Source organism: Paraglaciecola aquimarina, assembly GCF_032464635.1.
In the GTDB taxonomy this organism is placed as follows: Bacteria; Pseudomonadota; Gammaproteobacteria; order Enterobacterales; family Alteromonadaceae; genus Paraglaciecola; species Paraglaciecola aquimarina.
In genome coordinates, this window is sequence record NZ_JAWDIO010000001.1 from 1 (window position 1) to 22,057 (window position 22,057).

22 protein-coding genes and 4 pseudogenes are annotated in these 22,057 nt (G+C 40.5%); 17 read left to right on the top strand and 9 right to left on the bottom strand.

All coding sequences use genetic code 11. The features are described 5' to 3' along the window. From RS130_RS00005 to fbaA, 10 genes and pseudogenes are all read left to right on the top strand, one after another. Positions 1–300 (top strand): annotated as a pseudogene (locus tag RS130_RS00005) (bifunctional rhamnulose-1-phosphate aldolase/short-chain dehydrogenase); the annotation flags it as partial. 109 nt (positions 301–409) lie between these two features. Then, positions 410–943 carry a hypothetical protein gene (locus RS130_RS00010; RefSeq protein WP_316024218.1) on the top strand — a complete coding sequence of 178 codons (534 nt, stop codon included), beginning with the start codon at positions 410–412 and terminating at the stop codon, positions 941–943. Further along, positions 927–1,745, top strand: a complete 819-nt coding sequence (locus tag RS130_RS00015) for an SDR family NAD(P)-dependent oxidoreductase (protein ID WP_316024219.1) — start codon at positions 927–929, stop codon at positions 1,743–1,745. The genes RS130_RS00010 and RS130_RS00015 overlap by 17 nt, the downstream gene beginning before the upstream one ends. After that, the gene (locus tag RS130_RS00020; RefSeq protein ID WP_316024220.1) at positions 1,732–1,980 is read left to right on the top strand and encodes an SDR family oxidoreductase; all 249 of its coding nucleotides are present in this window, start codon (positions 1,732–1,734) and stop codon (positions 1,978–1,980) included. The genes RS130_RS00015 and RS130_RS00020 overlap by 14 nt, the downstream gene beginning before the upstream one ends. A gap of 58 nt (positions 1,981–2,038) precedes the next feature. Beyond that, complete coding sequence (locus RS130_RS00025) at positions 2,039–2,827, top strand: hypothetical protein (protein ID WP_316024221.1); 789 nt, start codon at positions 2,039–2,041, stop codon at positions 2,825–2,827. A gap of 7 nt (positions 2,828–2,834) precedes the next feature. Next, positions 2,835–3,332, top strand: a complete 498-nt coding sequence (locus RS130_RS00030) for a hypothetical protein (RefSeq protein WP_316024222.1) — start codon at positions 2,835–2,837, stop codon at positions 3,330–3,332. Between the two features lie 133 nt (positions 3,333–3,465). After that, a complete protein-coding gene (locus RS130_RS00035) occupies positions 3,466–4,014 on the top strand; it encodes a purine-cytosine permease family protein (RefSeq protein ID WP_316024223.1) in 549 nt (182 codons plus the stop codon). 2 nt (positions 4,015–4,016) lie between these two features. Then, a complete protein-coding gene (locus tag RS130_RS00040; RefSeq protein ID WP_316024224.1) occupies positions 4,017–4,160 on the top strand; it encodes a hypothetical protein in 144 nt (47 codons plus the stop codon). A 32-nt stretch (positions 4,161–4,192) separates the two neighbouring features. Further along, positions 4,193–5,128: a purine-cytosine permease family protein gene (locus RS130_RS00045; RefSeq protein WP_316024225.1), complete on the top strand. Its 936-nt coding sequence runs from the start codon at positions 4,193–4,195 to the stop codon at positions 5,126–5,128. Positions 5,129–5,326: 198 nt separating this feature from the next. Then, positions 5,327–6,417, top strand: a pseudogene (gene fbaA / locus RS130_RS00050) (class II fructose-bisphosphate aldolase). Between the two features lie 359 nt (positions 6,418–6,776). On the opposite strand, the gene RS130_RS00055 reads toward fbaA, so the two are convergent. The 4 genes and pseudogenes from RS130_RS00055 to RS130_RS00070 all read right to left on the bottom strand — a co-directional run. Continuing rightward, positions 6,777–7,673: a tetratricopeptide repeat protein gene (locus RS130_RS00055; protein WP_316024226.1), complete on the bottom strand. Its 897-nt coding sequence runs from the start codon at positions 7,671–7,673 to the stop codon at positions 6,777–6,779. An 8-nt stretch (positions 7,674–7,681) separates the two neighbouring features. Beyond that, on the bottom strand, positions 7,682–8,233 hold the full coding sequence (locus RS130_RS00060; RefSeq protein WP_316024227.1) for a tetratricopeptide repeat protein: 552 nt from the start codon (positions 8,231–8,233) through the stop codon (positions 7,682–7,684). 379 nt (positions 8,234–8,612) lie between these two features. Continuing rightward, a complete protein-coding gene (locus tag RS130_RS00065; RefSeq protein WP_316024228.1) occupies positions 8,613–9,584 on the bottom strand; it encodes a sulfatase-like hydrolase/transferase in 972 nt (323 codons plus the stop codon). Positions 9,585–9,721: 137 nt separating this feature from the next. Next, positions 9,722–10,087 (bottom strand): annotated as a pseudogene (locus RS130_RS00070) (sulfatase-like hydrolase/transferase); the annotation flags it as partial. A 530-nt stretch (positions 10,088–10,617) separates the two neighbouring features. On the opposite strand from RS130_RS00070, the gene RS130_RS00075 reads away from it, so the two are divergent. The 7 genes and pseudogenes from RS130_RS00075 to RS130_RS00105 all read left to right on the top strand — a co-directional run bounded on the left by RS130_RS00075 (position 10,618) and on the right by RS130_RS00105 (position 18,729). Beyond that, on the top strand, positions 10,618–11,205 hold the full coding sequence (locus RS130_RS00075; protein ID WP_316024229.1) for a sulfatase-like hydrolase/transferase: 588 nt from the start codon (positions 10,618–10,620) through the stop codon (positions 11,203–11,205). Positions 11,206–11,210: 5 nt separating this feature from the next. Next, complete coding sequence (locus RS130_RS00080) at positions 11,211–12,035, top strand: sulfatase-like hydrolase/transferase (RefSeq protein WP_316024351.1); 825 nt, start codon at positions 11,211–11,213, stop codon at positions 12,033–12,035. A 112-nt stretch (positions 12,036–12,147) separates the two neighbouring features. Continuing rightward, the gene (locus tag RS130_RS00085; protein ID WP_316024230.1) at positions 12,148–13,584 is read left to right on the top strand and encodes a sulfatase family protein; all 1,437 of its coding nucleotides are present in this window, start codon (positions 12,148–12,150) and stop codon (positions 13,582–13,584) included. A 125-nt stretch (positions 13,585–13,709) separates the two neighbouring features. Continuing rightward, a pseudogene (locus RS130_RS24045) lies at positions 13,710–14,830 on the top strand (alpha-L-rhamnosidase N-terminal domain-containing protein); the annotation flags it as partial. A 69-nt stretch (positions 14,831–14,899) separates the two neighbouring features. After that, the gene (locus tag RS130_RS00095) at positions 14,900–15,523 is read left to right on the top strand and encodes a family 78 glycoside hydrolase catalytic domain (RefSeq protein WP_316024352.1); all 624 of its coding nucleotides are present in this window, start codon (positions 14,900–14,902) and stop codon (positions 15,521–15,523) included. Positions 15,524–15,539: 16 nt separating this feature from the next. Beyond that, a complete protein-coding gene (locus RS130_RS00100) occupies positions 15,540–16,475 on the top strand; it encodes an alpha-L-rhamnosidase-related protein (protein ID WP_316024231.1) in 936 nt (311 codons plus the stop codon). A 130-nt stretch (positions 16,476–16,605) separates the two neighbouring features. Next, positions 16,606–18,729: a hypothetical protein gene (locus RS130_RS00105; protein WP_316024232.1), complete on the top strand. Its 2,124-nt coding sequence runs from the start codon at positions 16,606–16,608 to the stop codon at positions 18,727–18,729. A gap of 400 nt (positions 18,730–19,129) precedes the next feature. Here RS130_RS00105 and RS130_RS00110 read toward each other — a convergent pair whose 3' ends face one another. The 5 genes from RS130_RS00110 to RS130_RS00130 all read right to left on the bottom strand — a co-directional run bounded on the left by RS130_RS00110 (position 19,130) and on the right by RS130_RS00130 (position 22,047). Next, a complete protein-coding gene (locus RS130_RS00110; protein ID WP_316024233.1) occupies positions 19,130–20,080 on the bottom strand; it encodes a type II toxin-antitoxin system HipA family toxin in 951 nt (316 codons plus the stop codon). A 43-nt stretch (positions 20,081–20,123) separates the two neighbouring features. Further along, positions 20,124–20,453, bottom strand: a complete 330-nt coding sequence (locus RS130_RS00115) for a HipA N-terminal domain-containing protein (RefSeq protein ID WP_316024234.1) — start codon at positions 20,451–20,453, stop codon at positions 20,124–20,126. Further along, positions 20,443–20,691, bottom strand: a complete 249-nt coding sequence (locus RS130_RS00120; protein WP_316024235.1) for a helix-turn-helix transcriptional regulator — start codon at positions 20,689–20,691, stop codon at positions 20,443–20,445. The genes RS130_RS00115 and RS130_RS00120 overlap by 11 nt, the downstream gene beginning before the upstream one ends. Positions 20,692–21,128: 437 nt before the next feature. Beyond that, positions 21,129–21,851, bottom strand: coding sequence for a heparin lyase I family protein (locus tag RS130_RS00125; RefSeq protein ID WP_316024236.1), 723 nt, complete (start codon positions 21,849–21,851; stop codon positions 21,129–21,131). A gap of 28 nt (positions 21,852–21,879) precedes the next feature. Next, on the bottom strand, positions 21,880–22,047 hold the full coding sequence (locus tag RS130_RS00130) for a hypothetical protein (RefSeq protein ID WP_316024237.1): 168 nt from the start codon (positions 22,045–22,047) through the stop codon (positions 21,880–21,882). Positions 22,048–22,057 lie beyond the last annotated feature (10 nt).

Below are 22,057 nucleotides of genomic sequence, written 5' to 3' on the forward strand. Positions count from 1 at the left end.
GACTTAAGAACATCTAAGCCCGAGAATTTTTCTTCTTTGTATATGGACAAATTATTAGCGCTACAAGATATATATAATAATGTTGATGAAGTGGGTGTTAAGACACAAATCGAAGATGACATGGCTGCTATGTATCGCCATGCTACCTTTAATTTAAATCCACGTGCAACGTCTATTGATACTCCATTACATGCCTATATTCCTTATAAGCATGTTGACCATATGCACCCTAATTCAGTAATAGCGGTAGCAGCTAGTAAAAACTCTAAAGCGTTAACAGATAAAATTTGGGGCAGATGACCTTGTCTGGACTGAGTGGCAACGTCCAGGCTTTGATTTAGGGTTACAGCTACAATCAATTTGCGAAAAACATCCTAATGCTAAAGGTGCGATTCTAGCTGGGCATGGTGTGATTAATTGGGCAAATGATAATAAAGAGTGTTATGACCTAAGCTTAGATATTATCGAGAAAGCTGCGCGTTATATTGAAGAACACGATAGTGGAGAAAATACCTTTGGTGGTCAGAAGTACTCAACGCTAGATGCCGATGAAAGAGATGACGTACTTGCAGAGGTGTTACCTTTCTTACGTGGTTTGGTTTCGGGTGAAGCGAAACTAATTGGTACGGTTCAATATGATGAAAATATTTTACGCTTTATTAACCCAAATGATGCGCCTCGCTTAGCTGACTTGGGGACGTCATGTCCTGATCATTTCTTAAGAACAAAAATTAAACCTTTATATGTTGCTTGGAACCCAAAAACTGACTCTGTTGAAACACTGAAAACTATGTTAGCTGAAGGTGTTGAGCAATATAAAGAAGATTACAAAGCCTACTATGAAGCGTGTAAACGTGATAACTCGCCTAAGGTACGTGCGCAGGTAGTATCGTCACCTTCAATTTGGTTTAATTCCGGGCGTTGGCATGGTTGCATGGGGTAAAAACAAATCAGAGTCTCGCGTAACTGCAGAATTCTATAATTGTGCTGTAGAAGTCATGCGGGGTTCTGAAGCTATTGACGAGTATGTTGCACTGCCTCAACAAGAAGCGTTTGATATCGAGTACTGGTTATTAGAAGAAGCTAAATTACAACGCATGCCTAAAGAAGCTCCTTTAGCTCGCGATATAGTTGTTGTAATTGGCGCTGGTGACGGTATTGGTAAAGAAACGGCTTCTCGTGTAGCGAAAGAAGGCGCTCACGTTGTATGTGCCGACTTACGTTTAGAGGCCGCACAAAAAACAGCTGATGAATTGGCTACAATTTATGGTCAAGGTATTGGTGTAGCTGGTTCTGGTATTTCTGGTTGTGGTCCAGCCATTGCTCAAGAAGTTAATATTACTGACCGTGACAGTGTGCAGAAAATGTTTAAACAAGTCACTTTAGCTTACGGTGGTATCGATAAAGTTATCGTTACCGCAGGTGTATTCTTAGCGCCTGGCCAGTCAGGCATGTCTAATGATCAACAATTTGATGTGAGCTTTGCGGTTAATGTTAAAGGTGGCTATATAGTCGGTACAGAAGCTAACGAAATTTTGGAAGCTCAAGGCTTAAAAGGTGCATTAGTATTAACCACTAGCGTTAATGCAGCTGTTGCGAAAAAAGGTTCGTTGGCATACGACACATCTAAAGCTGCGGCTAACCATTTAGTACGTGAACTAGCAGTAGAGTTATCTCCATTGGTTAATGTAAATGGATTTGGCCCCTGCTACGGTTGTAAAAGGCAGTACTATGTTCCCTCGTGACCGAGTGATTGCATCTTTAACTAAGTACGATGTTGAGTTTGGTGCAGATGATTCTGATGATGAATTGCGTGACAAATTGGCTAATTTCTACGCCCAGCGTACGTTAACCAAGTCGCCTATTACACCAGCAGACCAAGCAGAAGCTGCATATTTGATGGTATCAGGGCAGTTAAGTAAAACAACAGGCCAAATCATTAGTGTAGATGGCGGATTGCACGAAGCATTCTTACGCTAAGCTGACTTAACCCTTTTAGTGAGCCTTTTACAGGCTCCTTTTTATAAGAGTAGAAAATATGACACAACGTATCGATAAAGGGCTTATTGCAGAAGAAAATGCAAAACTAGAAGCCAATTTACAAGAAGACTATCAAGCACTAGGTAACAAATTGGCGCGTGATGGTATCAATATTGATGAAGTAACTGCGCAAGCTGAAACATTCCAGATCGCTGTTCCTTCTTGGGGAACAGGTACTGGCGGAACGCGTTTTGCGCGTTTCCCTTATGAAGGTGAGCCTCGCAATATTTGGGAAAAGTTAGAAGATAGCGCGGTTATCAACGACTTATCTCAATGTACAGAACGTGTATCTCCGCATTTTCCTTGGGATAAAGTGGATGACTTTTCTGAGCTAAAACAGACTTCAGATGCACTAGGCTTGAAATGGGATTCAATAAACTCGAATACATTCCAAGACCAACCTGGTCAAGAGCATAGCTTTAAATATGGTAGCTTAAGCAATACCAGTGCTGCGTCTCGAGATTTAGCCATTCAGCACAATCTTGATTGTATTGAATATGGTAAAGCTCTTGATTCAAAAACTTTAACTGTTTGGGTCGGCGATGGTTCTAACCACCCAGGCCAGCAACATTTCCAACATGCTTTTGAGCGCTATTTAGAAAGCATGAAAACTATTTACGCTGGACTGCCTGCTGATTGGGAATTGCACATCGAGCACAAAATGTTCGAGCCTGCTTTTTACTCAACCATTATTCAAGATTGGGGTAGTAATATCCTAGCGGCTATGGAGTTGGGTCCCCAGGCTCAAGTCACTGGTCGATTTAGGACACCACGCTCCAAACGTTAATATTGAGATGATTGTATCGCGTTTGATCCAATTTAAGAAATTAGGTGGCTTCCACTTTAACGATAGTAAGTATGGTGACGATGACTTGGACAGTGGTAGCTTACATCCTTATCAACAATTCCTTATATTCAATGAGTTAGTTGATGCTGAATATCGAGGACAAGAAGGTTTCGGTCCAAACTACATGTTAGATCAATCTCACAACGTGACTGATCCAATTGAAAGTTTGATGAATTCAGCGGCAAGTGTGCAGCGTTCATATGTTTCAGCATTGATTGTTGATCGCACTAAGTTGACTGAATTTCAAACGGCTAATGATGCACTTATGTGTAGTAATACATTGAAGAAAGCTTTTACTACAGATGTATCGCCAATTTTAGAAATGGCTCGTTTACGTAAAGGTGGGGCAATTGATCCAATCGCTGTATACCGTAAGTCTGGTTATCGTGCACAAGCGGGTGTAGAGCGTCCGAATAGTGGTGGTAATGGTTCAGGGATCGTATAACTTTCCCCACATTGTAAAAAAACTCAAAGATACCTTGGTATCTTTGAGTTTTTAGTATACCAAGCAAAATAAAAAGAATAGTAAGCTACACGTATAGCCTCCGAAATTGGTTGTATGTGATATCGGAGGTTATATGTCATCAGCAGAAGAGTTTGAAACTCAACCCGTTAGTCCACAAAAGTTGCAAGGTCCTAAAACCTTCGCCGCTAGTTATGCGGGAGAACATGTCGCAGGAACAGAGTTTGTTATTGGAGCGCTGTTTGTCGCTTGGGGTGTTGGTGCAGTAGATGTACTAGTAGGTTTATTATTCGGTAATTTATTAGCCGTATTGACATGGGGTCTAGTCACAGCGCCTATAGCGACAGATACGCGTTTGACGTTATACGCTTATCTAGAAAAAATAGCCGGTCCCGGTACTATCAAACTATATAGTGTGGTGAATGGTATTCTGTTTTGTGTACTGGCCGGAGCGATGATTACTGTGTCAGCTTCAGCCGTACGTATTCTATTTGGTATTGAGGACCAAGTGGGTTATTTCCCGACTGACTTTCGCTTTGTATTGGTTGTACTAGGTGTTGGTGCAGTTGTTGTTTACATGGCGGTGAAAGGTTTCAAAAAATTAGCTGCTTTTGCTGAGGTATGTGCACCTTGGATGATACTGATGTTTTTGTTGGCGCGTTAGTGATGATGCCAACTACTGTTGCGGCCACAGCAGGTGTAGATGGTATTAACAGTTTTAGTGATTTTTTAACAGTAGCCAGTGAATCCATTTGGAAAGATACTGAAGGTGAAGTGGAATTTGGCATGTTATTGCGTTCGCGTGGGTAGCCAATTTAGCGATGCACGGTAGCTTAGGTGATATGACTTTATTACGTTTCGCTAAAAGTGCTAAGTATGGTTACTTCTCAGCGCTTGGCATGTTTATCGGCCACTATATGGCTTGGATCTGTGCGGGTATAATGGGTGCTGGCGCAGCGATTCTTTTGAAAACAAGCATTACCGCTATTGACCCTGGATCAGTTGCATATGCCGCTTTAGGCGCTTCAGGTATTTTAGCCGTTATTATTGCTGGTTGGACAACGTCTAATCCTACTATTTATCGAGCAGGGTTAGCTTTTAGCTCTTTAAACCACACTTGGGGTCGTACTAAGGTGACCATAGTCGTGGGTATTATCACAACTATTATTGCTTGTTCTCCGTTTGTCTTTTCTGGTTTGTTGGGTTTTGTTGGGTATATGGGGCTTTTACTGGCGCCAGTTGGTGCGATTATTGTTGCCGAGCACTGGATATTTCCAAAGATTGGCCTGACGCGCTATTGGTCGTCGTATAAAGGTAACACTACTAACATAGCTGCTTTTATTACGTGGATAGTGTCAATGATTGCAGGAATTGCAGTAGAACAAGCTGGATTATTACATTTGTTCTTTATCTTAGTGCCTATGTGGATATTCTCGACGGTTATGTACATTGTTTTAGCGTCGTCAATGGGGGCGAAAGATACATATTCTAAAGCCATTGTGGCTGAAAAAGTGGAATTAGAGCGTAAAGCCGCTGAAGTCCAATTTCTATCTTCTCGACAAACAGAGCAAGTATCTTTAGATAACATAGAGCCTATGAACTCAAAAGTTGCGAAATATATTTCGTGGACTGCACTATTAGCTTGTTTGTACATGGGAATAATGTCCTATGTAAATCAAGACATTGAAACAGTTACTACATGGTTGATCGTGCTGACTTTGATTTACTTCGTGACCGCTACCTACGCTTATTTAGCGAAGAGTTCTAACGAAGATTAGACAATCCCGATTGCTTAATAGTTACATAGCTTGCCGTTTCAAACATTCATAAAACTGCAAGCCTATCTTGATAATTTACAGTAATACAACTCAATCCAATTTTTTGTACATCATTAGCTTTGCTATTGGTGCCTGAGCACCTAAAAAATTTTGGGTGCTAACTACTAGGTTTTTTTAGTTAATTTTATAGGAATTGTTATGACAAGCTTAGTCAATTTAGTACCACCCGGTGTGGTGAGTGGGAAAGACTTAGATACATTGTATCGTGTTGCTCGAGAAAACCAGTTTGCTTATCCAGCGGTTAATGTTGTGGGATCAAACTCTATTAATGCTGCTTTAGAAGCGGCATACAAAGTTCAATCACCTATTATTATTCAACTTTCTTACAGTGGTTCTGCTTTTTTCTGTGGTAAAGGCGCGCCATTGTCTGGGCATGAACCAGCAATAGTGGGGGCAATTGCCGCCGCACATTACATACATAATGTTGCTAAAAACTACGGTATCCCGGTAATTTTGCATACAGATCATGCGGCGAAAAAGCTACTGCCATGGATAGATGGGTTATTGGTAGAAGGTGAAACACTTTATGCACGTACGGGAAGACCTTTGTTTAGCTCTCATATGCTTGATTTATCGGAGGAGCCATTAGAAGAAAATATCGCAACTTGCCAAAGTTACTTGAGAAGAATCGGCTAAGTTAGATATGTCTATTGAAATTGAATTGGGTTGTACAGGGGGAAGAAGACGGAGTCGATAATACTGATATCGACAATTCGTTACTTTATACTCAACCTGAAGACGTAGCATATGCATACGAGCAATTGAGTCAGGTGGTGTGAACAATTCACTATAGCAGCATCTTTCGGTAATGTTCATGGCGTGTATAGCCTGGCAATGTTAATTTAACGCCTGTTATCCTTAAAAACTCTCAAGCCTATGTTTCAGAAAAGTACGGATTACCTGACAATTCATTGAATTTTGTGTTTCATGGTGGCTCAGGTTCAACCCCAGCTGAAATCAAAGAGGGTATCAGCTATGGCGTGATTAAAATGAACATCGATACTGATACCCAATGGGCTAGTTGGAAAGGGGTGTTGGATTACTATCAGGATAATCAAGATTGTTTACACAGCCAAATAGGTAATGATAAAGATCCTGAAGGTCCGAATAAAAAATATTATGACCCGCGAGTTTGGTTGCGTAAAGCTGAAGAATCTATGGCGGAACGACTAACACTGGCGTTCAAAGAGTTAAACTGCATAGGACGCTATACCAATTCCAATAAATAACTATGCATGCAGAACGATCCGGCTGCTTTTGAACAAGGCGACGGTATGTGGAAATGGTGCTCCCTTTCAAATACCGTTAATCTAGAGCAAAATCCGCTGGGGGCAGAACATTCCGTGGGCGAGTGTTAAAAGCGCATAGCCAGCAGTGTTAGAACTCAAAATGGCACTGGCTTCCTTTTTAAAACGAGTGATTCATTCAAGACGCTTATTCACGCGTCTTGATTATGTACTTCTATATTCACGCTGAGTGAACGTCTATTAGAGTTGGTATTACCAAACAGACTATAATTTTTAGTGCCAATATTGAGTACAAACTTAGAAGGCCCTTTAGCAATGCCTAAGGGCTTTTAATATTTACTTTATTCACTAATGGTTACACGTCCTTGGGTAAGTCGTGCTAATAAGTCTTGCCATTCAGCGGTATCCCAATTTTTAGCCCGGCCCATAAAAATGGCCTTTTCTAAGTTTTCTATGACTAATGTAAAATCTCTATTTTTACGATTTTTATGGGATAAGGCTAACAAGTAAAAATACTCTGGATTGCTTGTTTGGTTGGCGGCTATTTTTTCTAGCAAGGCGACAGCTGTATCTTGATTATGTAACGATTGATCGCTAGCAGTGAGCTTTAGTTCTATGGCTTTTAAAGTTGCCGGTAGATGGCCTTTTTCTAGCGCAGAGTCAAACCAAAATACTGCTTTTTCGTCCTGTTCAATCCAAGGGCTGGTTGTGAGTAATTTACCTAAACGATATTCAGCATTTGCTAAACCATAACTAGCCGCTAAGGATATCCATTCAACGGCCTGAGGAATATCGCTTTGCTCGCGGTATAATTTTAGTCCATATTCATACATGGCTAGCGGATGTCCTTGTTTAGATAAAGATAGGAGGCGGCGATTAACTTCATTTTCTTCTTGCGCTAGCCAAGTGAAATTTTGCAAAGCCATAGCGTATTGATATTGTTGATTTAATGAAGTTGCTGATTTTAGCTTTTTGGTTGAACGGATGATGTTTTCGTACATAGGTTCATTTTCTCTCACCATAGTAAACTTACTATAAGTGGCGGCTCCCATATAAGCACGGTGTATGAACTCAACGGGTTGTTCTTTATACACAGGGGGTGGCATGGGGAATAACGAGTATTCATTCTTTATTGACAGTGTTGTGCCCATTTTTTGAATGTCGATAAGGTTGCGCACAGTGCCATCACGGGCTATGTCGTGATCTAATATCAAAAATGGTAGTTTCGGTGTAGACACGATTAACGTTAATGAATCTTCTTCGTCTCCCTCATCGCTGAACCCCCTTCTTCAAATTCAAGTAAGTAGTCCTCAAACTCATCACTAAAAAACTTCTTATCAATAGTATCCTCGCCGTCAAAGGTAATTTTTTCAGCTAAATTTTCGATAATAATTGTTGGGAAATACTTAGCTTGGATAATAGCTTTGCCTGATTTCTGTTTATGTTCATTCAATATGTTGTTGATAGTTATTTTTTGTTGGTCATCGAATACTGTCATCATAGAGCTAAATGTACTTTGCGCTTTCTCTAATGGATAATCTGCAGCCATAGACATATAAATTAGTGAATTAAGTGTGTCTTTTTTAACTCCAAGGCCTTTTTGAAACATAATGCCCAATTGATAGTATGCATGGGGATTACCAAGTTGTGAGGCCTTGATATACTCTTCTAACGCTAAATCATACTGTTGCGAGGTAAAGTACTTGTCTGCTTTAAAAATATCCGCAGAAAAAACGGTAGCAGGGCATATAAAGGTTATAAATATGAACAGTTTTAAGGCGGAGAGTCGTTTTAGCATTGTGATTTATAATGGGTTGATTATTTATGATCATTTTAGATTGTAAATAACCAATATTCTAGCAAAATATCATTTACTTAATATTTACATTGTTGTGTTCGTTAATGAGTACAGAATAGTTGTTATCACCCTTTTTAATTGATGTTTTTGTGAATTTAGCAATCTGTTATTGAAAATAATGTATGTCCCAAACTATGTATGTATCTGCCTGAAAGCAGAAAATACACTGATTTTATTCACTCTTAGTTAGATTTTGTGATTGATTTTGGTTTTTAGTGATTGATTTAGCCATTGTGAATGAGGTAATCTAGATGTGTGTTTGTGTGATGTCTTAGCATAATCCCCACTAAGGGATTATGCTTTTTTTGGGCCTTTTATATCACATACGGCCTTTAGCGCCGGCCTCTACGGTTTTCTGTAGAAAATATTCATTTCCATTGTAATAAGACATTTTTGACCAAGGTGCGTTTTCTTTTGGCACGTAAGTCGCGAGTTTATTCTTAATTTTGTCGTAGGCTGGATCATTTGCGACGTTTGACCATTCGTCTCTGTCTATTTCGTGATCGTACAGTTCTTCTGAGCCATCTTCGTATTGAATATAACGATACCGTTCTGTTTTTACTGCGTGATTTTTGGCGCCGTAGGTCGTGATGGCAACATGTTCCCAGGGGGCATTAGGATCCTTCAGTAGAGGAGTTAAATCACGTCCTTCGTTCTCTGGGTTGTTGGGTAAGCCACACATTTTTATTAGGGTTGGGTATAAATCTAGCAAGCTAACGGGCTTATGGCTAACTTGATGTTGTTTTGATTTTGGTGGCTTAATAATAAGTGGGGTACGAGTCGCCCGCTCCCATAGCGCCATTTTAGCGAACTTGTCTTTTTCACCTACTTGGTAGCCATGATCTCCCCACAGTACAACGGCTGTATTGTCGGCGTAGGCACTGCTTTCAAGTGCATTTAATACCATGCCTATACACGAATCAACAAAAGAAACACTGGCTAGATAGCCTTGCACTGCGTTGCGAAACTGCCCATTTTTGATAGCCCATTCAGTTGTTGGCATCATAGGGTGGTCGGCAATTCTTTTACCTATTTCGGGAATATCATCTAGATCATCTTTTAGGTAGGGGGGAAGAACGATGTCTTTTGTGGGATGCATGTCGAACCACTTTCGAGGCACATGCCAAGGTACGTGAGGTCGAATAAATCCGCATACTGTGAAAAAAGGTTTGTCGTGCTTTCGGGATAATTGTTCAATAGCCCATTGTGCTGAATCGTAGTCAGGCATTTGCTCGTCTCTTTCTGGAAAGGGCCCCCAATCCGTACTGGTTCTTGGGTCTTGCCATGCCATATGGTTTTTAGGGTAAGGTCCAACCCTTGTTCACGACCACCATATTCATCGAAACTCCCGTCTACTACCTTTTGATGAAATACTTTGCCAATCGCTGATGTGTAATACCCATGCTTTTTAAAGTATTCACTTAAGAAAACTGTTTGCGCTGTTTTATCATGCGCTTTTCTTATATCGCTATCATTTATATGACCATAAATACCTGTAGTAGAAGGAGCTAGGCCTGTCATTATGCTTGCTCGTGAAGGACCACAAAGTGGCGCTGGTGCGTGAGCATTGGTGAACAAAGTACCTTGGCTAGCCAAGCGGTCTATATTAGGTGTTTTAGCATTGGGATGGCCATTCATTGCACCTACCCAGTCATTTAAGTCATCCACTATTAACATCAATACATTGGGGTATTGTTTTTTTAACTCCGCTAACCAAGCTAGTTGTGGGAAAGTTGCTGCAGCCAATGTACCAGCACCCGCCAAAAGGAAATCTCGTCTATTTAGCATATTCATATTTTTACCTAATCTGAGCGTTTAGTAGACTACTTGAGTGGCTAGCCTTTTGAAATGTGAGGGCATTACATAAACCATGTAGTCATTTGTAGTCATTGTTGCTCATGTGGGTCTAAATGGAAAGGTCAGTTAAGTAATTATATTGACCAAAAATTCACATTAATTTTACTTTTAGTGCTGTGTTCTTGGTTTTTTATACTCCATAGAAGAAGAGTTCTTGAGCTTCTTTAGTGCTTTTTGGTTAATTCAAGATTTAAAATTACAGTGTTATTTCCGAGGTTGAACAATTTTCATGTCAACAATATCAATTGCTTAGTAGAAAAAGTACAATTTTTATATGGTGTTGTTCTAAGCGCTGTGTGTTTTCTGTCTAGTAAAGGTCAGAATCACTCATTAAATGTCATAAATAGTCTTTTAGTGTTTGTGTTATTCAGGTAAGATACCGCAAAACATGTTATCAAGATGTATATTTTGTATGCTGTTTGTTGCTTTGAGTTAATTATAAATTGTTTGGAAAGTGGAATAAAAGAATGAAAATTACAAATACTTGTCGCAGGTTGTTGAGGGGTTTTACTAGCGTGGTGCTAAGTGCTTGTATCACCTCAAGTGTATACGCAGCGGATAAACCGAACATCATTTTTATCTTAACTGACGATTTAGGATTCAATCAAATTGGCGCTTACGGTAATACACCTATTAAGACCCCTAATCTAGATAAAATGGCTAACAATGGTATCCGTTTTGACCAAGCTTATGCAGGTAATACTGTGTGTTCACCTTCTCGGGTTTCTTTATTCACCGGGCGTGATGGGCGGTTTATGGCGAATAATTCTAATACTGTTGAATTGACTCATATGGATATTACGCTTGCTCACGTTCTAAAGCACGCTAGTTATGACACTGCTTTGTTTGGTAAGTATTCTATTGGTCAACAAATGGGCGTGACAGATCCCTTAGCTATGGGGTTTGATACTTGGTATGGCATGTATTCAATATTAGAAGGACACAGACAATATCCACATATTATGTGGCGTGACGGGAAAAAATCCGAATTACTGAAAATGAAGGTGGCAAGAAGGGAGCTTACGCTCAGGAATTATTCACAGAAGAAGCGATAAACTACATCAAACAAGATCGTGAAAATCCATTTTTTATGATGCTTACCTTTTCTTCACCTCATGCTGAATTAGGTGTGCCAGAAAGATACAGCAATCAATATGAGTTAGAGGAAACCCCTTATACAGGTATGAAAGGTGGTGTGCCTGCGGACAAATATGCTGCTTATTATCCAGAACCTGTTGAAAGGCCCAATGCAACATTAGCGGGTATGGTAACTGCATTAGACGACTATGTTGGTCAAATTATTTCAGTATTACAAGAAAGGGGCGAGTTAGATAATACACTTATCGTGTTTACATCCGACAATGGCCCACATGATGAAGGTGGCGCAGACCCTAAGTTTTTTAAAGCCTCAGCACCATATAAAGGGCAAAAAAGAGATTTATACGATGGGGGGATCCATGTGCCTATGTTAGTACAATGGCCAGCGAAAATTAAGCAAGCTCGAGTAGACAATACTCCTTGGTTATTTGCTGACGTTCTACCTACCTTGGCTGACATTGCTGGCGTTGATTTGAACCTTGTTCCAAGAGTGCGCACGAACGGCGTGTCAATTAACGGTTTATTGAATGATTCTCCGGTAGAAATGGAGGAACGGGTCTTGTATTGGGAGTTTGCTAAACAAGTAGGCGATCCTAATTCAGGTGTCATTGGGGATACTTTCCAAGCTGCCCGCAAAGGAAAATGGAAAGCTGTTCGATACACAGTACAAGGTGAAATGGAGCTGTACGACATTATCAAAGACCCTAACGAATCGAATAACCTTGCAATTAAATATCCAGTTTTAACTAAAGAATTCTTTGAGTTATTTGAGCAATACAAAGACTAATCTTTACAAATTAACGTTCTACTAAGAAGACTAACTTAACACCATAGTTAGTCTTTCTTATGCAAGAAATAATCATATTAGTGTATAACTTAGACAGTTAAGGATTAGAATCATGCTATTACAACCTATCAATGCAAACTTCTGGGGGCGGCTGTATGCCATTTCTAGAGACATTATTCTATGTTTGTTTATAGTGACAATATCTGCATGTAGTTATCATAAAAAATCGGCTGTTGAAATTCCAGCCAGTAACGCAAAAACGCCCCCTAACATATTGTTGATACTGTCTGATGATCATGCGTGGAATGATTACGGTTTTATGGGGCACGACATAGTTCAAACACCATCTTTAGATAAACTCGCCGCCGAAGGGGTGACGTTCAAACGTGGTTATGTGCCAACTTCTTTATGTCGCCCGTCGTTAGCTACTATCGCTACTGGCTATTATGCATTTCAGCATGGCATCACAGGAAACGACCCGTCACGAGAATTACCCGGTGGAAAAGGCGGTGAAATATACGAAAAACAGCGCGCTGAAATTATTGCGAAAATTGACAAAGTAGCAACCTTGCCTCAGCTGTTAAAACAAAAAGGTTATGTATCTTTTCAATCAGGTAAATGGTGGGAAGGTAGTTATAAACGAGGAGGTTTCGATCAGGGAATGACCCGTGGTTTTCCTGAAAAGGGTGGGCGTCACGGTGACGATGGACTAAAGATTGGCCGTGAAGGTTTGAGTCAAGTCACTAATTTTATTGATAGATCTAGCGCTGAAAATAAGCCCTTTTTGGTGTGGTACGCGCCGTTTTTGCCTCATGCGCCGCATAACCCCCCAACGCGTATTTTGAAAAAATACTTGGATAAGCATTTACCTATTTCTATCGCAAAATATTACGCCATGATTGAATGGTTTGATGAGACCAACGGTCAGCTATTTGCGCACTTAGAGAAGAAAGGACTTAAAGACAATACGTTAATTGTATATGTATCAGACAATGGTTGGGTTTCAAACCCAACTAAAACAGGTTATTTCTTACCTCAATCGAAACAAAGTCCAGGAGAAAGTGGTGTACGTACGCCAATTATGTTCTCACTTCCCAGCAAACTTAACGCGCAAATGCGTCCGGAGCTAGTGAGCAGTGTCGATATTGTTCCTACAATATTAGGTGCAGCAGGTATTGATGTGCCTAATGATTTACCTAGCAAAAACTTGTTTGCTGCTATGCAAAATGAAACATCTATCGATCGCAATACCATCTTTGGTGAAGGCTTTGCTCATGATATGGATGACTTGAATGACCCAGAATCAACACTTCTCTATCGTTGGGTAATAGAAGGTCAGTGGAAGTTAATACTCAGCTACGATGGGAAAAATGTCAGTTATCAGCAGTATCATACAGGTGATTTAACCGGCCCGCGTTTATATAACTTGTTAGCAGACGAGCACGAAAATAACAACATGGCTAAGCAACATCCAGACTTGGTTAAGCGCTTATCTGCAAAACTTGTTGATTGGTATCCTCTAACGACAAGAAAAATCTTACAGAAGTGACATATTTTATCCGCTCCGTGCATAGCTACTACCTAGCTCAGAACCAATAAAAAGTGTGGACTTTTTGTGCATCAATAAATGTGACTAACACGGAAACTTAGTAAAGCGAATTTAGGCTGAGTCTTATGAGAAATATATTAATCGGTACACTTTTTTGTTTTAGCTTTTTGGGCTGTTCTGAACAAATAAAGCCAGAATCAGAGTTACAAATTCCGGCTTCTACAATAAGTGTATTAAAGCCGTCAAATTTGTTAACCGAAGGCAATGAAGTGCCATTGAATGTGCATAATCATAGCCCTAGACTGTCTTGGCTCGCTAATGTTAAACAGCAATACGCCTATGAAATTCAAGTGGCTAGTTCCAAGCAACTACTATCTCAAAATACTGCTGACCTTTGGACCTCTGGTAAAGTTGAATCACAAAAATCCCGTAACATTCCATATCAGGGCAGAGCCTTAGCGTCTAATGATATTGCTCATTGGCGGGTAAGAGTTTGGCCAAATGGGGGCGATTTACCTTCCGAGTGGAGTGATCCGACGCGCTGGGAAATGGGCTTACTGAACAAAAGTGACTGGCATGCTAAATGGTTACAAGTAGCGAGTAGAGAAGCAGTTGAAAGCGATAGCGCCGTATCACAATGGGCGGAACTTGTTGGTACTGTTGAAAGAGAGAATGGAAATATAGAGCGCACAGCAGTTAAGCAACTACAAGCTATGCCAACAGCCAGTTTATTTAGATATGAATTCAGTGTCGATAAAAAGATAGTCAGCGCTAAATTGCACAGTACGGCTGGTGGTTACTATGAAATTTTTCTTAACGGTAGAAAAGTAAAAGATCGTTTAATGGATCCTAGCCAGACAGATTACGACAAACGTATTCTATACAACACAGATCAAGTAACCGAGCTTCTTTTGGCGGGAAAAATGTCATAGGTGTGCATTTGGGTAGCGGCTGGTACGATGAAGATATCGCATTTAATGGCTGGAAAAATCCAGACGCTAAAACGCCGAACCAAACAAGAAAAACCTATTCATTTGGCCAACCTACTTTTATTGCGCAATTAGCGTTAACCTTTAGCGATGGCAGCAAACAAGTCATCAGTTCAAACGAAGAGTGGTTGAGTCATATTTCTCCTGTTGTCAAAGAAGGTATTTTTTCCGGTGAATTGTATGACGCTAGAAAACAGTTGCAAGGGTGGCGTAAACCACAAGATGAAATTGATACTGCTACTTGGTCAAAGGTTAAAGTTTTAGCCGAATGGCCAACTAAGCGTCTGGAACCACAACTTTTACCGCCAATAAAAGCTAATAAAATTATGCGTCCCAAGCGTATTTTGCAGCCCAGAGATAATGTTTGGGTGTTTGATTTTGGTCAGAACTTTACAGGCATTCCAACTTTGCACTTAGATAGTCTAGGTTTGCAAGAAGGGCAGGCTGTTTATTTAAGATTCGCAGAATGGCAAGATGGAAACGGCAATATTAGTCAATTGAGCGGCGGCGGGTGGGCAACCAATTTGAATGCTGTAGATGGGTATATTGCTGGTGAACAAAGCTATGGTAAGTGGACCCCTAGTTTTACGTGGCATGGCTTTAGATATATTGAAGTAACAGGTCTAACCACGTCGCCTCCACTGGATGCATTGAGCGCTCGTCTTATTCGTAGTGATGTTGCAAGAGTAGGGGAGTTTGATAGTTCAGACCCGTTACTTAATCGTATTCATCATACCGCGTTATGGACCTACGAAAGTAATTTAATGAGTGTACCGCTAGATTGCCCGATTCGAGAAAAAGCTGGTTGGACAGGTGACGCTCACGCTGCACTTATTACTGGCAATTACAATTTTAATATGGAAACTTTTTGGCCTAAGTACTTAGGTGATTTCAAGACCGCACTGAACATTGCCCCTACCGTAGTACCTTTAAAAACGAACAGGTGGTAAGAAAGTTGATTGGGCCGTGGCCGAAGTGTTTATTGCTTGGGAACACTACCGTCATCACGGTGACATTCAAGTACTACAAAATCAGTATCAGAGCTTAGTGAAGTATATGGATTTTGGTCAAACTCAAATGTCTAACTTTCTAATTAAGCAGGGGTATGGAGATTGGTGCGACCCAGTTCTTTCGCCAGTAACACCAAGAGTAGGTGGCCGAGGAACGCCCCAGTGGACTACCACTACAGTAACTAGCACGGCTTTGTTTACTCAAGCCGCAAACTATATGGCGAAAATCGCCCAAGTCTTGGGTAAAACAGCAGCCGCTCTTCAATATCAAACTCTATATTCCAATTTGAGAAAAGGGTTTCACAACGCTTTATATGACCCTAAAACTGGTCACTATGGTAGCCAAACAGCCGATGCGATGGCTTTACAGTTTGGCATTACGCCAGTTGAATTGCGCCAAAGTGTAGCCGATGCGTTGAATAAAGATGTAGTCGAAAAATGGCAAGGTCATTCTTCTGTTGGTGCACTTGGTCAGACATACCTGTACTTGTCGCTAAGCGATTATGGGTATGGTGACACCGCTTTTAATATTTTTAAAGCAAAGGGTTACCCTGGCTTTTCATATTTATTTGACGATTTAAATGGCACCACACTTTGGGAGCGAAAAGGCGCATTTGATCCTCGCCAAGATCGTGGCCCACTTCGCTCGTTAAGCCATCCTTTTCATAGTGGCTATGATGGGTGGTTCTATCAAGGCTTAGGCGGTATTCGCCCTCTCGAAGATACAGTCGGGTTTCAGCAATTCATGTTGAAACCTGTTTTTCCAACAGGTTTAGATAGTGTCAAGGTCCGGTACGAAAATGGCTATGGTGTGATTTCAAGTAACTGGCAACGGAAAGACAAAGAGATCACTTGGCAGGTAGTTGTACCGAACAATACGAGTGCTTGGTGATTTTACCGAATAAACCAAGGCAGTTATTGGAGCCTGGTAGAATATTCGTTTGTAGTCGAAGAGCCAAGTACACAAGACAGTGATCTCTTGTAATTAAATGAAGCTAATAACAGATTGGTAGTGAAATAAAATGCGCAAATGTTTGATTTTATGTTTTATGTTTTTCTCGTCATTAGGCTTTGCTGAGCAAAACACGGATACGCCGACTAGCGGTGGTTTGGTTTACTCTGCACTTGAAGACTTTAGAATCATGGCAGAGGGGCTGGCGCCCTATTATAGAGATCTACGGTATAATGCACTTGCGATTGATGCTAGAGTGCATGACTATCGCAACTTGTTTGCACAAGCGAGCGTTCAATTCTCTGGTCAACCTGGCGACTATGACATTACGCTCACATCGTTAACAGAAGAAGATGGCGAACCAATTTACCGTTTGCTTGTTAATGATGAAGTGGTGGGTATGTATCGTGGTTCATATATTGGTAAAGACTCCCCAAAAGATCTTAAACTAGAAAAACATACTTGGAAAGGGATCACCTTAAAGCCGGGGGATAAGCTCAGTGTTGGCTCTATTGCTGATACTAATGGTGAAATTCCGGAATATGGTGGTACAGCATGGGCCAAGGGGCGATGGCAGCAAATTGAGCTAAAACAAGCTGAAGACCTACCAGCCCCGCGTCCAAGGTTTAACTATGATAATGACCTATTGGTTGCTCAGTTTGACTTACTACCCGATGCCGATGATGTGCATGCAATCGCAGCCTTAGGTTCTATGCTGCAACATAGTGATTTGCAAAAAGTCGACTATATTGCAGTTGCAGGCACCACTGGTATTCAAAAGGGAACCTATGTAAATGCTAATACACTGTTTAATATGGCATTTGGCCAGCAAAACTTATATTGGACTGATGCTCGAGCCGATTGGCAAAAATCAGTCTTGATGATAAGAGACAGAGTGAAAGCTAGACTCGCGAATGGCGGTAAAATATGGGTGCAAGAGGCGGGGCAATCTGATTTTACTCGGGATTGGGTTGAAGGGTTAATAGATGTCGGGGTTCATCCATCCGTCGTCAAAAACAATGTCATAGTTGTGCAGCATAGTAGCTGGAATGAAGAAAAAACCACGGCCGAAGATCTATCTTTCATAAAAAAACTAACGGATTACCGCGCGATAAATGATGGGAATAAGGCGCTTAAAAAGTATATCCGCAAGAATAGAAGGGGAGAATTTACCCCGCAATATGTTGATCTGGACCTTAAGTGGATCAAGACTGCGGTATCAACTAGTAACGACAATGAAGACATCAGAAAGCTATGGATTGAAGCTGACAAACTAATCAAAAGCTCTGGATTTTCAGCCAAGTACTCAGTTATTCCTAAAGGTGGGGTAGATTTTTCTGATTTGGTGGAAACTTGGTGGACTCTAGAATTGGGCCAGCCTGCAATTTCAGTTCATGCTTTTTGGCAGCGTTATGTAACCAATGTTGAATTGGATAGCATTCATGCCCCTAAAGGCCGTTTGGCTGTGGTTATTGACGGAAACTCACCTGATCCCGACGATATTGGCGCAACCCCAGTAATGTTTGGTTTATTAAAAAAGTCAGGGCTACGGGATAGGTTGGTACATTTATCTCATTCATGTGATCTAGATCCGACAAGAAATAAAGGTTATCAAATTGGCAAGGAAGATGAGCTAAGGCGTCAAAAAATACTGCATGAAATGAGCGGCAAAGGCATTGAGTTATTTGGCCCCTTTGCTAATTTAGCCAAGTATTACAATTGTAGAGCTGATCAAAATGGTGCAATTGCCGACTTAGTTAAAGCGATAAATGCCTCAACAGAGGCAGACCCATTATGGATTATTGAAGCTGGGGAACCAGACTTAATTGGTTATGCACTTCAACAATCTGACCCTAAAGTACACAAAAATGTGCATGTTGTATCCCACCATCCAGCGAATGATGACAGTGGTGATTTTTTTACGTGGCAACAGATTCTTGATTTTGGAGTGAGAGAGCACCAAATAGGTGATCAGAATTTAGGCTTGCAAACCCCTATGGAACCTTGGGATTGGGCCAAAAATCATCACGACCCAGCAATGAAATATATATGGGACATGCTGGCCTACGCCGAGCAAGATGGTGTTGTACCTTTTCAAACTAACAAGTTTGATTGCTCTGACGCAGGCATGATTTATTGGTGGATTACAGGAGCAGATAAGGGGGAAATAAACACTCAACCATTGCCGACATAATAAATATGCTGCTGGGTAAATCACGCTAAATAGCTTTTTGCTTGTTTAATTGAAAACCCGCTATCTGGCGGGTTTGGTGTTTTCGTATAGCCAATGGCTTATCCCGTGTATTAACTCCGAAATATGTTATAGCTGATCACTATCATTAGCTTTGTTAGTCTGTGAACTCACCTATTCTACATTTTCTGATTCATCAGAGCCCATATTGCTAGCGTTTTATGTTTCATAAACCCTCCGATGAATAATGAGGAGGTATTTTCAAATTAACAAGCCGTAACTACTAGATGTGTTTTACCAGACGGATACGTTTGGCTATGCCTGAATCAGTAGAGAAAGAACCACCTACAATGTCAGTAAAGCCGCATTTAAAGCAGCTGTTGCCGCCTTTGGTTAGGTAAGACTATTTGCTTGACATAAATTGTCTCGATTGTGTGGTTAAGTTGGGTTTTACGTAACCAGATAAAATAAATAAGAAAATTAGGCAGCGCAGAGTGTTTCTGAGTGTAAAAGTAGGGTTATTCGTATTTTTTCTTTTCTTGTGCCGATACGGAGAGACCATTGGGAAATGTGTCATGACTTTGCTTAAGTGGTCTAAGATAGATTGTTTGAGGTTTGGCATCGCTTCTATTTCAGCTATGTCTTGTATGCACTGTTGAATGTTTTGAGCCATATTATCTACAATTTCACCTGCCTTACTGCGCGATATACCTGCGTCAAAAGCTAAGTCAATCAAGTCTTTTCTGTTTGGATAGGTTTTGCTTTTTTTGAGTTTTAAAGCCATATCCTTGTCTACTGTTGGATAGATGATGGTATGAGTTATATCGTACACGGGCGATAATGAAATATTGGTCATATCCGAGTCGTATTGAACAGAGAAATTCTTGAGGTGGGCATCCCCGTTTCCAATTAGACAATTAAAGGTAATGAGTGAAAAAGCTTTTTCCACTTCGTGTATAGATTGGGTGTTAATGGCTGTGGCTTTAAGGATACTCTCATAACTACCAAGGTATTTTTTATCCCCAGACTTTCCCATTAATGTTGCATAATCTTCTATGCCAATTTTGTTACCATGCTCATCCGTATCAAATCGCTCAATAATATAGTGCTCAAGATTATCAGATAGCCATACGTTGGGTGTCGGCAGGCCGCAGTATTGAGCGCATTTCATGCACACAAATTCATTTACGGTTAAGAGTGGGAATTCATCGTCAAATGTTTTGATGATTAAGTCTGGCTGTAAAAGGGCTGCTCTTTCAATCACTACTTTTGGTTGCACGCCTGAAGCCATACCGCCCAGATAATAGGTTTCAAGTAGTTGAGGGAATAGCTTTTCCTTACTACTCCAATGCAATATATCGTCTAAGTTAATAGGTGTGAGTGCTGGGAGATTGATATTACTTTTTATAACCTAGATGACCGATACCTTTATCGCCCATTAGAGCGAGTAAATATAAATCATCTACATGGGCGTAACGTATAAGCTTTTCGTGGATATATCGTCTTAAATAGCCTTCTGGTAGGCTTTGTGTGAATACAGGGTGAAGAGCACCGTGGTTATATGGTTCGTCTTTGTAGGGCATGGTGAGTGAAACTGGGCGAGTATCATCACTATACATAAAACTAAAGTGACCGGTTTGACGTAAAATACCGGTTTGTTGTCCACCAGCTTCAACATTAATTTTTGATATTTTTTCTGGTAATCCCGCGAATATATCAGTCATCATATATTCCATCCATATTGTCTAGCGTGGGCCTTTCTGGTTTGATGGGGGCGGCAAATAACTCTAAACCAAGTAAATTCAAATAACGTTCGAGTAATTGGAGTGAGCCTTGATATTTTCCGTTTTCAATGCGAGAAATGGCCGCTCTATCACAGTTGAGTTTTTTGGCTATGTCGGTCTGTGTTAAATGACGTGCAGTTCTGTTTGTTTGTAACTGACTGCCAATTGATACCCTGCTCATATACTTTTCTGAGTGTGTCTATATAAACACATTTAAGCATTGATTCTAAAAATGTGCAAATATAGACACATGTCATAAGATTTATTTGATGTAACCAACGTATCAACTGTAATGGGCGGTTCTATTGACATAGTAGTATGCGTTGAAGGTTGTTGTTTAGCAGTGGTTATAAATGATTTAACTACCGATACATGGTCAATACGGTGAGGTTTGTGAACTTGATCTTGTAACGGTTCAAGGTGGGCATTATAAATACACTTGGAGCGGTAAAAAACAGAAGATTGAGAACATCCTCGAAGTTAACCTTATTAAATAACTTGGATAAGCCGAACCTATCGATAACGCAATGTAAAATTCGCTGCCATTAGCACGCAGGGTGTAATGGCGCGAATTAGTAGTAACCCTTTGAATCCTAGGTATAAGCTGCTTGTGTTAACTTATAAACTTGGCGCGACATCTTGGTACGTGGCATTGATGTCATCCGTCATTTTTATTTCATCTAGATATAAGTAGTGATCATTTTTCATCACACTCAAGTCGCCATTGAAATACATTCCCCAAGATGGATAAATTCCTTTGTCATCATTATAGCCAAATTGAATATTGTGCTTATCCAGTACTTTTTTGTTATCTATCCAAAGTTCAATAAAACCTGTTTTTTTCTCGGAATAATCTACTCTTACGTGAACGACAAAATCAACCCATCTGTCAAGATAAGTACTTTTATCTCCTGGAATTGTATATTGCTGAGTGCCTTTGCCGGTGCGGGTTAAACTCTTTTCATCTGGATCCCACTTCCAGCTTCCACGCAAGCCGTTCTCGGTTAAGGTTATGCTAAACGGCGGATTACGAGAGTGTTCCTGTAGGCGTTTGTCTGCACTGCCATGAATTTGAAAAAACAACCAATCATTTGGTTCATTTTTTGTGCCTTCACTGGGAAAATAAAAACTGAAACCATACCATGCTTCGGCTCCCATTACTTTTTGGGTTTTATAGCCATGGAACATTGCTTTGCGATCGACATTGTCTATTTTTTGTTTGTCACCATTGAACGTCGCTGGCTCTCGATGTTTCCAAACTAGCTTGGCCGAGTGCTTTCCTTTGCGGACAACGTTATTTTCCAGTACGAATGCATGGTTGCCTTGGAGTTGATTAAACATAAAGTTCTTGTCTAGGTTTTCATCTAAACTAGTGAGTAAACCCTCTAGGACTTTGAGCGTTCCATCCAGCATGCTCAAACGATTCGGCTATTATGGATATATTCTTTTGGGGCGCTTTTTCAGCACTTACCACGTTAGGTACATTGAGCGAGCCGCAGACTAATAGGGTATAAGTAAAAAGGTTAAAGTTGTGCATAAGTGATTCC